The organism is Acidimicrobiales bacterium (genome assembly GCA_040219085.1).
GTDB lineage: Bacteria > Actinomycetota > Acidimicrobiia > Acidimicrobiales > JAVJTC01 > JAVJTC01.
Genome location: JAVJTC010000025.1, coordinates 1 through 13,369 on the forward strand (window position 1 = coordinate 1; position 13,369 = coordinate 13,369).

Genomic DNA, 13,369 nt, shown 5'->3' on the forward strand with positions numbered 1-13,369 from the left:
AGGTCCTCGACCTCGGCCAGAGAACCCGCACACCCCCACCAGCCATGTGGGACGCGCTCGTCGCCCGAGACCGCTGCTGCACCGAACCCGACTGCACCACACCAGCCGAATGGTGCGACGCCCACCACATCGTCCACTGGGCCAACGGAGGCCCCACCAGCCTCGCCAACCTCACCCTCCTCTGCCGCCGCCACCACACCGCCCTCCACAACGGCCAACTCGCAGTCACCGGCACCGCACCCAACCTCACATGGCACCACCGAGCCAACGCACCACCCCACCAGGCCGATGCAGCAGCGTGAACCAACCACACCGATGAACTCCTCGCGGCCTGACGACGGCGAGCGCACTCGGAGGTCAGCCCTCCAGGGGTCGGTCTCAGCCCTCCAGAAGGTGAGGCGCGCGCCGATCCAGGCGCAACAGCCGGGCCGCGTTCGCGTTCAAGGTGTCCGTGTAGTTGGTGACGTCGGCACCGGTTCCGCGGTCCCAGCCGCCGAAGTTCGTTCCGTAGACGAGGTGATCGGTCCCGATCTGGGAGATCACGAAGTCGAACTCCCGGCCACCTGTCACGTGGCAGTCGAACCAGAGTCGGCGGTAGTGCTCGTCGAACGCACCCGGTTCCTTGATCCACTCGGGCGAGGCCGGACGGCGCTCGGCCAGCTTGCGCAGCTTCGACATGGCGAGCGGTGTCGAACCGCCACCGTGCGAAAGGCAGATGTCCAGGTCGGGGTGGCGCCGTGTGACGCCACCGAAGACGAGCGTGGCCGTCGCCACCATCTCCTCGAAGGAGTACTCGAGCACGAGATCGAGGTCCCACTTGCGCAGGCGCCGGTCCCGCAACGGACCGTCGATACCGGACTGGCATGGATGCATGAACAGCGGGACGTCGAGGTCGACGCATGTGGCGTAGAGCTCGTCGAGACCCGGGTCGTCGAGGTCGGTGCCGAAGTCGGTGCCGATGTAGCCGCCCAGCAGGCCGAGGTCGGTCACGATGCGCGTCAGCTCCTCGCACGCGGCCCCGATGTCCTGCATCGGCAGCGCCCCCAGTCCGACGAAGCGGTCGGGGTGGGCGCGGACCGTCTCGGCGAGGTCGTCATTGTGGGCGCGGCAGAAGTCCACGGCGAGGGGAGCGTCGATGAAGTGCAGGTAGGTCAGCGGGTTCGGCGACAGCGCCTGGACCCGGATCCCCTGCTCGTCCATCGCCGCGAGACGCAGATCGGTCTCGATGAACAACGATCCCCGGTAGGCGACACCGTCCAGCTGGTAGTTCCCCACCCGGAACCAGGCGGTTCCGTCGTCGTGGGTGCCGATCTCAGGACCGCACCACCCGGCCGTCCCCATGGATCCCTCGAGGACGATGTGGCCGTGGACATCGATCAGGCCGGTCACGGAAGAACCGCCGAGCCCGGTGCACGCCTGGTGATCTCCGTCATCTCAGCCTCCAATGTCGACCATGATCTTCATCGCCTTCTGATCCCGCAGCACCATGATCCCCTCGTTGACGAGATCGTCCATGGCGATGTGGGTCACCCACCCGTCCATCGGGTAGCGCCCGTTGGCCATGTGCTCGAGCACACGGGGGTAATCGTCCTTGTAGGCCATCGACGAAGTCATGACGACCTCGCGGAACAGGATGTCGTTCGGGTTGAACTGCACCGGCTCGGGGAACACGGCGATGGTGATCACCCGACCGTGCGCGGCGGTGGACGCGATCGCCGCGTTCAGGCTGGCCGGTACCCCGGCGGCGTCGAGTTGCGCGTCGGCGCCCTTGCCGCGGGTGTGCGACATGATGGCCGCGGCCACGTCGTCCGCGCCCGGGTCGAGCACCACCGGTGCGCCGAGCTTCTCGACGGCGGCGCGGCGCGTCGGCGACGGCTCCACCACGATGACGTCGTCGATCCCCTCGGCGCGCAGACCGAGATAGGCCCCGATCCCGATCGGACCGGCACCATGGACAACCGCCGTCTGGCCCGGCTCGAGCTGGGCGCGCACCACTCCGTGGAAGGCGACGCACATCGGTTCGGCCAACGCGGCAAGTTCAGGGCCGACACCGTCGGGCGCCTTGTGCGCCATGCGCCGGGGAATCACCGTGTACTCGGCGAGACCCCCACCGTGGCGGTGCACACCGTGGAATGCGATCTTGGGGCAGAGGTTGTAGTGGCCGGCGAGGCACTGCGGACACTCGTTGCACCACTCGATCGGCTCCACGGCGACGAGGTCGCCGACCGCGAGGTCATCGACGCCTTCGCCCACCTCGACCACCGTGCCGCCGAACTCGTGGCCGATGACCACAGGCAGGTGCGCGCCCGTGAGCGGGTGCGGCGCCTCCGGAGTCGGAATGAACACCGGCCCCCAGAAGAACTCGTGGAGATCCGTCCCGCAGATGCCGTTGTGGGGAACCGAGATCTTGACGTGTCCCGGCTCGACTTCGGGCTCGGGAACGTCCTCGATCCGCACGTCCTCACGGCCGTGGTAGACGGCTGCCTTCATCAGATCCCCCTCGTGATGTCGTCTCGTGTCGATCCCGGTCGCCGGGACCCGTCGCGTACTTCGTTCAGCTCACGCGTCATCGCGGCGTTGCTGCAACAACATGAGCAGAGTGTCGAGTTCCTTGCCGAGGCCGGCGTCGAGAGGCAGTCGCTGGCTCGCTGCGAGCAGGTCCTTCGCGGCACGAACGGCCGCGGGTGGCTTCTCGGCGATCGCCGTCGCAACCTCCGCCACCGCATCGTCGAGGTCCCCCACCGGCACCGACCTCCGGGCAAGACCGGCTTCGACGATCTCGGGACCCGTCAGCATGTCGCCGAGCAGGATCATCTCCGCGGCGCGCGCGTAACCCACCACGAGCGGCAGACGTTGCGTGGCGCCGCCACCGGGGACGAGGCCGATCTTCACCTCGGGCAGTGCGATACGGGCCGTGTCCGCAACCACGCGGATGTCGCAGGCCAGGGCCATCTCGAACCCGCCGCCCATGGCCGCACCGTTCACGGCGGCGATCGTCGGAACCGGCAGCGAGGCGAGGATGTCGATGTCACGCCCCTGGGAGAGCCGGGCCTTCTGTTGAGCAAGTGTCTCGGGTCCGCCGGCCTCCTTGAGGTCCATTCCGGCACAGAAGTGCCGCTCCCCCGCAGCGCCAAGCACGACCACCCGCACATCAGGGTCGGCGGCGATGCCCGCGTACAGGTCCAGCAGTTCGCGTCGCATCGCCTGGTTGCGTGCGTTGGCGGCGTCGGGTCGGTTCAGCCGGATCCAGGCGATGCCCGGTTCACGCCACTCGAACGACACAGCCTCGAGATCGTCGGGAACCCACTGCGGTTGCGTCACAGTCGGGCCCTCACTTGTCGATCCTCTTGCCTGACTCGTCGTAGTCGTAGAGGCCGGCACCGGTCTTGCGGCCGAGCAGCCCCGCCGAGACGAGATTGTGCAGGATCGGCGGCGGCCGGAAGCGGTCGCCGTGGCTGGCGCTCAGGGCCGTACATGCCTTCAGGAAGGTGTCGTGGCCGTTGAAATCGCCCAGTTCGAGCGGACCCATCGGATGGTTGAAGGCGAGCTTGATCGCCTTGTCGATGTCGGCGGCCGAGGCAAGCCCCTCCTCGAGCATCCGGAACGCCTCCAGGCGCAAGATGGCGGCGACGCGGCTCGTGAGGAAGCCGGGGACGTCCTTGAGGCAGACCACCGTCTCCTTGCCGAGGCCCTCGGCGAAGGCGACCGCCCGGTCGACCGACTCCTGGCTGGTCCGCAGACCGGCGATCAGCTCCACGAGACGCATCAGGACCGGCGGGTTGAAGAAGTGCATCCCGATGAGGCGCTCCGCGTCGTCACCGAGCTCGCCACCGATGGTGGTGATCGACAGCTGGCTCGTGTTCGTGCCGAGGAGAGCGTGCGACGGCGCAGCGGCGACGACCTCGGCGAAGATGTCACGCTTCACCCCGAGGTCCTCGGTGACCGCTTCGACCACGACGTCGGCGTCACTCACAGCCGCAGCGAGGTCGGTCGTCGTCGACAGACGCTCGAGGGTGCCGTCGTGATCAGCCTGGCTGATGCGCTCCTTGGCGAGGAGGCGGCTGAGGCTGTGCGAGATCGTGCCGGTGGCCCTTTCCAGGGCCGCCTCGTCGATGTCGACGAGCGAGACCTCGTGTCCGGCGGTCGCGGAGATCTGGGCGATGCCGTTGCCCATGATCCCCCCACCGATGACTGCAACCTTCACGTGCGTTCTCCTCGTTCGATGCGATGTGGTCTGTCGATCTGATGTGCGCTGCCGGTGTCGTGTGCGCTGCGACTCACGTGCGGCCCTCCATGATCCCGTCGGCGCCGGTCAGCCATGTCGCCAGTCCCGCCACGGGGACGGCGCACAGAACCGCCTCGACGATCTGCGCCTCCGAGCAGCCCGCCCGACGGGCACCGTTGGCGTGGACGTTGATGAACCGGCTCGAGAACTCGGCGGCGTTGATGGTGCACAACAACAGCTCGGAGTGCTCGGCGGCGAGCGTGTTCTCCGCCAGGGACCACTGGCGCATCAGCACGTAGCCCTCGAGAGCGCGCGACGCCTCGTCTGCCATCAACTCGACGTAGCCGGGCACGGTCTCGAACACCGACGCGAAGTAGTCGCGGGCGGCCTGCTCATCGACGGCGAAGTCCGGAACCTCACCGACGGGTTCGCCGATCGTCTCGTCGAAGACCTCGTCGATGGCGGCGGCGAGTGTCGAATAGACCCCTTCGCCCCGCGAGATCAGCACGGTGAGCGCCGCCCCGCGGGCATCGGACACCACGAGTCCGAGGTCCCTGCTGCGGCTGAGTTCGTGGCGGGTCATGTCGGCGTGGCCCTTCACCGCGGAGGCGCACGCCATGTACAAGGCCTTGAAGCGCGCCTCACACGCACCGTCGGTGTCGCAGACCTCGCGGATACGCGCGTAGCCCTCGGCGAACTTCGGGCTCACGGCGGCGATCTCACCGGAACGCAGGACGGGGCTGCCCAGCGTCGTGTGATCCGCGTTCTGTGACATCGGCTCCCCCTGTGATGCGCGACGACTATCGAGCTCAGTCCGAGTTTGACGCAGTCAGCGCTGCGTTGCGATTCGAGCCGGGACTCCGGTCACCCGGCAACGGCGACGTCGGCCGTCAGAGCTTCGCGACCTCGCCGCCGTCGATGACGAAACACGACCCGGTCGCGAACTCCGACAACGGCGAAGCCAGGTAGCAGACCAGGGGCCCGATCTCTTCGGGTCGCCCCATGCGACGCGCCGGGATCTTCTTCAGGCGCGCCTCGAGGAACTTCGGGTCCGACACCACGGCGTCCTGGGCCGCCGTCTCGAACGCGCCGGGGGCGATCACGTTCACGCGGATCTTGTGCTTGGCCCACTCCCCCGACAGGGCCTCGGTGAGCCGCAACAGGCCGCCCTTGGACGACGAGTAGGACACGAGCATCGGCTTTCCCTTCGTGGCCGACGTCGACGCGATGTTGATCACCGAGCCCGGCTTGCCGGCCTCGATCCAGTGGATCGCCGCGGCCCGTGCGAGCGTCGCCGGCGCCACCAGGTTGATGGCGAGGACCTTCTCCATGAGGTCGATCCCCTGATCGATGAACTTCCCGCCCGGCGCGATGCCGGCGTTGTTGACGATCGCGTCGAGCCGGCCGAATCGGTCCAGGGCGACACCCACGAGCCCTTCCACCGCTTCACGGTCCGCCATGTCGCACTGGGCGACCTCGTACGCGTCGGGGTTCTCGGCGGCGAGCGCCTCGAGGTCGTCGAGGCTGCGGGCCGCCACGACGACCTTCGCCCCCTCGGCGACCAGCGCACGCGCGGAGGCCTCCCCCAGGCCACGGCTGGCACCGGTGACGATCGCGACGGTTCCTTCGAGTTGCAGATCCATGTCAGTCGACCTCCTGGACGAGACGGGCCGCCACGCCGAGGCGCAGGACCTCCGACGCGCCTTCGTACACCCGCATCGGACGGGCCTGGCGGTAGTACTTCTCGATCTTCGAGCCGCGGATCAGGCCCCAACGACCCATCACCTGCACGCAACGGTCCACCACCTTGGTGGCCGACTCGGTGGCGTCGAGCTTGGCGAGCGACGACCGGTCGAGGTTCGCAGCCGGATCGACCCGGGCCCGCGAGGCGGTCTGGTAGGTCAACAGACGCGTGGACTCCAGGTCCGCGTAGGCGTCGGCGAGCAGGCTCGCCACCGGCCCGAGCTTCGCCAGCGGTCGGCCGAACTGTTCACGCGAGCGCGTGTGACGCACGGCCTCTTCGATCGCCCCCTCCATCACACCGATCGCGGCGCCGGCGACGGAGATCCGGAACACCGACAAGGTGGCGAGCACGTGACGGAAACCCTTGCCGGGCTCACCGAGGCGAGCGGACGCGGGCAGTCGGACGCCCTCGAAGTCCACCTCGCCGAGAACGTGGGGGGCGATGATCTCGGGACTCGTGCCGATCTTCACGCCGTCGGCGTCGGCCGGCACGAGGACCAGCGAGTACAGGTCGTCGCCGTCGGGGCCGTCCTCACGACACAACGTGGTGAAGAATCCCGCCGATCCGGCGTTGGAGATGAACGACTTCTGCCCCGAGACGACGATCTCGTCGCCGTCGACCCGTAGGCGGGTGGTGAGCGACTTCAGGTCCGACCCGGCCACCGGCTCGGTGAGAGCCAGCGCGGCCAGCACCTCGGCGGACGCCACCTTGGGGAGCCAGTGCGCCTTCTGCTCTTCGGTACCGGCCACCGAGACCGCGTAGGAGCCGATGCCCTGGAGGGCGAAGATCGAGTCCAGGTGCGACGACACCTTCATGCACGCCTGACGGGCGAGACACACGGCCAGAGGGTCGACCCCCTCGAAGCGCCCACCGTACGCCGCGGGCACCATCAGCTCCGAGAGCCTGCTGCCACGCAGCACGGCGAGTGTGGGCTCGTGGATCTGCGAGCACTCGTCGGCCTCCATGGCGAACGGCTCACACCGTGCCGCCACCTCCCGTGCCTCTTCGAGAATCTCAATGTCGGGCGGGTCGAGTTCGAAAGCCAACTGTGTTCCTTCCTAGGATGCGCTGGCACAGTACACAATCCATCAGGGGGGACTCATGGCCGACGTCATCGTCGACCGGCGCGATCAGGTTCTGTGGCTGACGCTGAACCGGCCGGAGCGGATGAACTCGTACGACCGCGGGACCATCGACGAGCTCGTCGAGGCCTTCTACGAGAACGCCGACGCCAGGGTCACCGTCATCACCGGCACCGGCCGTGCGTTCTGTGCGGGCGGCTACCTCGCCAACCTGTCGAACCCCGACTTCTGGGAGATCCGGAAGATGTTCACGGGCTCCATGCTGCTGTTCGACACGATCCGCCAGGCCCCGATGCCCGTCATCGCCGCCGTCAACGGGGGCGCCTTCGGCGGCGGCAACGAACTGGTCGTGTGCTGCGACCTCGCCATCGCAGCCGAGAGCGCCCAGCTCGGCCAGACCGGGGTCAAGGTCGGCTCGGCGCCGGTGCTCGGCGGTACGAACCTGCTCGCGATGACCATCGGCGAGAAGCGCGCCAAGGAGATCTCGTTCCTGTGCCGCAAGTACACGGCGCAGCAGGCCTACGACATGGGCTGGATCAACGCCGTCGTCCCCGACGACCAGCTCGAGGCCGAGGTCAACCAGTGGTGCGACGAGATCATCTCGATGTCGGCGCGCTACATGGAGGTCGCGAAGGCGTCATCGAACCTCTACTACAACGCCAACCGGGACAACATGTTGACGAGCCTCGGCGCTCTCCTGCAGGCCGTCGGCTCGCCGGACATGTTGGAGGGGGCACGTGCGTTCATGGAGAAGCGCAAGCCGCAGTTCCCGCCACGCGACACGGGCACCGGCGGTGCCGGGTGACCCGTCCCCGCCCACGACCGACGACGACCACCCCGCTGGGGCGGCAAGACCAGGGAACCCGACGATGACCAACTACTACACCGAGTTCTCACCGACGTTCGAGGACCGCTCCGACTGGGCGTCGCCGACGGTGCTGCGCCACCACGCGGAGGCCCGACCCGACTCCGTCTACCTCGACGTGCCGTGGGAGGGGATCTCGCTGACCTACGCCGAGACGCTGGCACAGGCCACGGCGATCGGCCGCGGGATGCTCGAGGCCGGCGCGTCGCCCGGTGACCGGCTCCTCATCATGATCCCGAACTGCTCCGAGTACATCCTCGGCTGGCTCGGCTCGGCCTGCGCGGGCCTCGCCGAGGTCCCGATCAACACCGCCTACAAGGGCGCGTTCCTCGAACACCAGACCCGCACCGTCACGCCCACGCTCGCGCTGGTGGATCCCGCCTATGCGGACCGGTTCGTCGACGTCGCCGACGCCGCCGAGACTGTGAAGCGCTTCGTCCTCGTCGGCGGGGACGACGCCTCCCGTGCCGAGGCCCGTTCCCTGCTCGAAGGTGCCGGCTTCGCCGTGGGGACGTGGGAGGAACTCGTCGCCGCGGGCGAGGCGAGCGACGCGGAACTCCCGGAGGTGCGCTACTGCGACCTCGGCTCGGTGTTCTTCACCTCGGGCACCACGGGCCTGTCCAAGGGCGTGATGATGCCCCACGCCCACATGCACATGTTCGCCGACCAGGCCGTGTCGCTCACCCGCTGCACACCCGACGACGTCTACATGACGACCGGTCCCCTGTTCCACGGCAACAGCTCGTTCCTCGGTGCGTACCCTGCGCTCATCGCGGGCGCCCGCTACGTGATGCAGGAACGTTTCAGCGCCACCCGCTGGATCGACCAGATCCGCGACAGCGGCGCCACCATCACCAACTTCGTCGGCGTGATGATGGACTTCGCCTGGCAACAGGAGGAGCGTCCCGACGACGCCGACAACGACCTGCGCTGCATCTTCGCCGCTCCCACCGCCCACTCGTTCATGGACGGGTTCAAGGAACGTTTCGGCGTGGAGGAGTTCGTCGAGGTGTTCGGACTCACCGAGACCTGTTGTCCGATCCTCAGCCCCTACGGGGTGGAGCGGCCGCCCGGCGCTGCGGGGCTCGTGAACAACGAGTGGTTCGACGTCCGCCTCGTGGACCGCGAGACCGACGAGGAGGTCCCCGTCGGTGAGGTCGGCGAGATGGTCGTCCGTGGGAAGGTCCCGTGGATCCACTCGACCGGCTACTTCGCCATGGGTGACAAGACGGCCGAGAGCTTCCGCAACCTGTGGTGGCACACCGGCGACGGCCTGCGCCGCGACGAGTACGGCTGGCACTACTTCGTCGACCGGATGAAGGACGCCATCCGCCGAAGGGGCGAGAACATCTCCAGCTTCGAGGTCGAGCAGGCGCTGCTGCCGCACCCCGCGGTGCACGAGGTGTCCGTGGTCGCCGTCCCCGCCGACCAGGAGGCCGGCGAGGACGAGGTCATGGCCTTCGTCGTGTTGAGCGAGGGCGCCGAACTCGACCCGACGGAGTTCTGGGAGTACGCCGAGACACGGCTCCCCTACTTCGCCGTGCCCCGCTACGTCCGGGTGATCGACGAACTGCCCAAGACGCCCTCCGAGAAGGTCCGCAAGGTGGAGCTCCGCAACATCGGAGCGGATGACCAGACCCATGACCGTGGCCCCACCGCCCGGGGCCGCCGCGACGGCACGAAGGGGGCCTGACCATGAGCGAAGCCGGTACCGAGATCGACCGCCAGACCGAGATCTGGGTGTCGCCCACCGGTCGCGGTCGCGTGATGGCGATGGACTCCGCGTACGACGTCAACCCCGCCAACCGGGGCACTGACATCTGCGTCAACTCGTCCTACTGCGGCGTGCTGCCCGCACGTTTCATCGCGGAAGCCGCTCCCCGGGGCGCGATCGGCATGGACTGCGGCATCGGTCCGGAGGGCTCGGCGATCGCCGGGCTCTGGTATCTCGAGGCGCTCGCGATACCGGGCGCGGTCGCCGACGTAATGACCGCGCACCTGGGCGACGGGGTCCACCTCCACGACCACGGCATCATCTCGTTCCGCAACCAGCCGGCCGCCGACTGCGGCGTGGACGTCGGGATGTCGGTGCGGGAAGCCGCCCAGGTCATGCTCGAGAACGACCCGGTCACCGCGTCCGCCTCGGAGATCACCAACCGGACGGTCATGGAGACCTCCGCCGACGGTCGCCACGTCATCGCGACCGACTCGATCGCGTTCGGGACCGACGAGGACACCGGCCGCAACGTCCTGGTCACGGCCGGCCACACGGGCCGCAGCGCCGTCCCCTACCTGCGGCGGTGCTCACCGTGGGGGTTCATCTGCTCCGACGGTGGACGCGGCATGGACGACTCCGGCATGGCCGGCATGGTCATCGTCGAGGAGGACGGACTCGCCGGAGCCACCGTCGACGCGACGAAGGCCCGCATGGGTAGCGGGCTGTCCCACTACCACGACGGGATCATCTCGGCGGCCAACTCGCTGGCCCGGGCCCGCGGTGTCGAGATCGGGATGTCGTGCCCCGAGGCCGCACACCTCCTGCTCCAGAAGGACTGACTTCTCCAGCAGGACTGACTTCTCCCGCAGGACTCAGGACCGATCCTGCTCCAGAGAGACCGACTGTCTCCAGAAGGACCGGGCGCCCGGTTACCGCAGAGGCGGAGTGCCGGGACGCGGCAGCAGTCCGAGCAGCACCTGCATCATCCCCCCGTCGACCTCGAGATTCTGTCCGTTGACATAGCTGGATCCGTCACTCAGCAACCAGGCGATCACCGACGCGACCTCGCGGGGGTCGGCGAACCTACGGCTGGCGACCATCGAGAGTCGCCGGGCGCGGGTCTCGGGATCGGCCAGGAAGCCCTGAGCCATCGGTGTCTCCATGATCCCGGGGCTCACGGCATTCGCCCGCAGGCCGGCAGGGCCCCATTCCACCGCCGCCTGGCGGGCGAGCATGACGACCGCCGCCTTCGTCGGGGAGTAGGCGCCGCTGTTGGGTTGGGGCGCGCCGGCGGCGACGGAACCGATGTTGACGATGCTGCCCGATCCCCGCTCGAGCATCACGCGCCCCACGTGCTGGGTGCACAGGAAGGTGCCGCGCAGGTTGACGGCGACGAGGCGGTCCCACTCCGCCACGTCGAGGTCCTCGAGGCGTTCGAAACCGATGACGCCCGCATTGTTGACCAGACCGTCGATCCGCCCGAACTCCTCGATGGTCTCGCCGACGGCACCGCGCACCGAGCCCTCGTCGGCGACGTCGCAGCGGACGGCCCGCGCGGTGCCGCCGTCTGCTCCCACCTCGTCGACCACGCCCTGAGCGGCATCGAGGTCCACGTCGAAGAGAACGACCGATGCGCCCTGCTCACCCGCGAACCGCGCCGTCGTCGCGCCCAGGCCCTGTCCGGCACCGGTGACGACCACGACCTTTCCGTCGAGACCCGTCAGGTCGCCTCGTGCTCCCATGCCATCCCCCATCGTCGTCGCCGCACCAGCCGATTGGTATCGCAGCGGGATCGGTGATCATAGTGAGACCCGTGTCGCCGGGGGCCCGAGCCCCACGGGAGCGCAGGGGGAGGCCATGAGCCGGGCTTCAGCGGACCGGACGCCATCAACCGTTGCGATCGTCGGCGTCAGCGGACTGGCCGTCGGTCTCGGCGCGGCCGCCGTCAACACGGTCGGCTACCTCACGCCGTTCATCCGCGACGACCTCGACATCGGTCGCGGCCTCATCGGCGCCGTGTCGAGCACGTTCTTCGCCGCCACCGGGGTCGCTTCGTTCCTACTGCCGTGGCTGGCGGTGCGTCTCGGAACGCGCCGGACTCTCGTGGCGACACTCGCTCTGATCGCGGGCGGCGTCGCTCTGGCAGCCGGCGTCGGTGCACTACTGACGCTCTTCGTATACGCAGCGCTCGCAGGCGTCTCGTATTCACTCATCACGATCACGACCAACAGCGCCGTGGGAGCCGCGATGCCGTTGCGGCGCCGGGCGTCGGGACTCACGGCGAAGACCGCCGGTGGACCCGTGGTGTCGTCGTGCTTCGCCCTCGCAGCGGGCGCACTCGCCCCGACCATCGGGTGGCGCGGCGTGCTCGGCATCCTGGGAGGGTTCGCGCTCCTCGCAGCCGCCCTTTCGCTGCGGACATTCGGGGACCGGCGACCCGAGATAGCGACACCGGCACTCGGCGGTGACGGCCGCGGTTCAGGGCTGGGGAGCGCGGTGCTGCTGCTCGCGGCCAGCGGCTTCTTCCTAGACGCCGGTGCGCTCCCGACGTTCGCGTGGTTGGTGGAGTTCCTCCGGGACGAGGTCGGGCTGTCATCGGGCGGAGCCGGCGTCGTCACGGCGGTGTCGACGGCCTCGGGGGTGGTGGGGATGATGGCCGTGGCCGTGCTGTCGGACCGACTCGGCCCCGATCGTCGTCTGAGCCTGCTCACGGCCACGCTGCTGTTCACCGCGCTCGCCTGCCTCGTGATGCTGACAGCGACCGAGGACAGGCTTGCGCCGATCTTCGCCGCAGCGATCGTCGCGATCGTGATGTTCACCGGCGCCGTGGGCCTGCTGCACGCGGCCATCGTCGACCTCGCGCCCGATTCCGTAGAGCAGGCAACGGGCATCGTGATGACCGGCTTCTATCTCGGTGGTCTCCTGTCACCGTTGGGCTTCGGGTTGCTCGTGGACGCGTCGGGATACGACCTCGCGTGGGGAGTGTCCGCGGCCGTCCTGGGCGCCGGAACCGTGACCTCTGGGCTCGCGACGTGGCTGGGAGCCCGACGCGTCCCGACCGTCTAGAAGCGCGGCTCGGGGGTGCGCCCGTCGCCGACGTCGGCTCCGACCTGCGCTGGCGCCGGTTCCGTGCCCGGCCAACGGATCCTCAACGTGTCCGCGAAGCCCTTGTCCATCTCGGACAACTTGAGCACGTACAAGATGCGCGTCTTGCGCTCGTGGAAGAGCCACTTCCCGTCGACCCGCCGGTAGTCGTCGTGATAGCGCAGAGCCACCCAGACGGTGTCGCCCTCGATCGTCAACTCCGCGTGGGCGCAGACGAGCCCGGTGGCCACGTCGTCGTCGACGAAGGTGATCTCGTGCGAATGTGGATAGTGGTACGAGGCCACGTACGCGTCGGTGCGGGCCTTGTAGTACTCGACGATGGCATCGGTTCCCACAGACCGGCCCATCGCCGAGTCGAACACCGCGTCGGGGGTGTACTGACCTGCGAGCGACTCCCAGTCCCGGTCGTCGACCGAGCGTCCGTACCGTGCGACGAGTGCCCGCAGCTCCTCGCGGTCCTCGAGACGTCGTACCCGCGCCGCGAGCTCGCTCAGCTCATCTGCGCTCATCGCAGCGCTCCCGGAACGCTGGAATCGCTTCGTCGTACGTCCGTCACCATCACGTGATCCCCCTTGTATCGAGGCCTCGCGGCCGGAACGGCCAAACTAACAAACCGCTGGCAGCGCCGGCT

General features: G+C 68.5%; 14 protein-coding genes. 5 read left to right on the top strand and 9 right to left on the bottom strand.

Annotated elements, in window-relative coordinates; all coding sequences use genetic code 11:
- The coding region (locus RIE08_10265; protein ID MEQ8717981.1) for an HNH endonuclease signature motif containing protein at positions 1–302 on the top strand (302 nt) is incomplete at its 5' end.
- Positions 303–378: 76 nt separating this feature from the next.
- Here the strand turns inward: RIE08_10265 and RIE08_10270 are convergent.
- The 7 genes from RIE08_10270 to RIE08_10300 form a co-directional block, all read right to left on the bottom strand.
- Positions 379–1,389: an amidohydrolase family protein gene (locus RIE08_10270; protein ID MEQ8717982.1), complete on the bottom strand. Its 1,011-nt coding sequence runs from the start codon at positions 1,387–1,389 to the stop codon at positions 379–381.
- A gap of 45 nt (positions 1,390–1,434) precedes the next feature.
- Complete coding sequence (locus RIE08_10275) at positions 1,435–2,490, bottom strand: 2,3-butanediol dehydrogenase (protein ID MEQ8717983.1); 1,056 nt, start codon at positions 2,488–2,490, stop codon at positions 1,435–1,437.
- A 69-nt stretch (positions 2,491–2,559) separates the two neighbouring features.
- Positions 2,560–3,321: an enoyl-CoA hydratase/isomerase family protein gene (locus tag RIE08_10280; protein MEQ8717984.1), complete on the bottom strand. Its 762-nt coding sequence runs from the start codon at positions 3,319–3,321 to the stop codon at positions 2,560–2,562.
- A 10-nt stretch (positions 3,322–3,331) separates the two neighbouring features.
- Positions 3,332–4,204, bottom strand: a complete 873-nt coding sequence (locus RIE08_10285; GenBank protein MEQ8717985.1) for a 3-hydroxyacyl-CoA dehydrogenase family protein — start codon at positions 4,202–4,204, stop codon at positions 3,332–3,334.
- Between the two features lie 73 nt (positions 4,205–4,277).
- Entirely contained in the window at positions 4,278–5,000 is a 723-nt protein-coding gene (locus tag RIE08_10290) for a hypothetical protein (protein MEQ8717986.1), read from the bottom strand.
- Between the two features lie 115 nt (positions 5,001–5,115).
- Positions 5,116–5,868, bottom strand: a complete 753-nt coding sequence (locus tag RIE08_10295; protein ID MEQ8717987.1) for a glucose 1-dehydrogenase — start codon at positions 5,866–5,868, stop codon at positions 5,116–5,118.
- 1 nt (position 5,869) lies between these two features.
- On the bottom strand, positions 5,870–7,015 hold the full coding sequence (locus RIE08_10300; protein MEQ8717988.1) for an acyl-CoA dehydrogenase family protein: 1,146 nt from the start codon (positions 7,013–7,015) through the stop codon (positions 5,870–5,872).
- 55 nt (positions 7,016–7,070) lie between these two features.
- Between RIE08_10300 and RIE08_10305 the strand changes: the two genes are divergently transcribed.
- The 3 genes from RIE08_10305 (at position 7,071) to RIE08_10315 (ending at position 10,472) form a co-directional block, all read left to right on the top strand.
- Positions 7,071–7,856, top strand: a complete 786-nt coding sequence (locus tag RIE08_10305; protein MEQ8717989.1) for an enoyl-CoA hydratase-related protein — start codon at positions 7,071–7,073, stop codon at positions 7,854–7,856.
- 64 nt (positions 7,857–7,920) lie between these two features.
- Positions 7,921–9,609 carry an AMP-binding protein gene (locus tag RIE08_10310; GenBank protein MEQ8717990.1) on the top strand — a complete coding sequence of 563 codons (1,689 nt, stop codon included), beginning with the start codon at positions 7,921–7,923 and terminating at the stop codon, positions 9,607–9,609.
- 2 nt (positions 9,610–9,611) lie between these two features.
- The gene (locus RIE08_10315; GenBank protein ID MEQ8717991.1) at positions 9,612–10,472 is read left to right on the top strand and encodes a hypothetical protein; all 861 of its coding nucleotides are present in this window, start codon (positions 9,612–9,614) and stop codon (positions 10,470–10,472) included.
- Between the two features lie 90 nt (positions 10,473–10,562).
- Here RIE08_10315 and RIE08_10320 read toward each other — a convergent pair whose 3' ends face one another.
- Positions 10,563–11,375: an SDR family NAD(P)-dependent oxidoreductase gene (locus RIE08_10320; protein MEQ8717992.1), complete on the bottom strand. Its 813-nt coding sequence runs from the start codon at positions 11,373–11,375 to the stop codon at positions 10,563–10,565.
- Between the two features lie 115 nt (positions 11,376–11,490).
- On the opposite strand from RIE08_10320, the gene RIE08_10325 reads away from it, so the two are divergent.
- Positions 11,491–12,699, top strand: a complete 1,209-nt coding sequence (locus RIE08_10325) for an MFS transporter (protein MEQ8717993.1) — start codon at positions 11,491–11,493, stop codon at positions 12,697–12,699.
- Here the strand turns inward: RIE08_10325 and RIE08_10330 are convergent.
- Positions 12,696–13,247 carry a nuclear transport factor 2 family protein gene (locus RIE08_10330; protein MEQ8717994.1) on the bottom strand — a complete coding sequence of 184 codons (552 nt, stop codon included), beginning with the start codon at positions 13,245–13,247 and terminating at the stop codon, positions 12,696–12,698. The two genes, RIE08_10325 and RIE08_10330, sit on opposite strands and share 4 nt — an antisense overlap.
- Positions 13,248–13,369 lie beyond the last annotated feature (122 nt).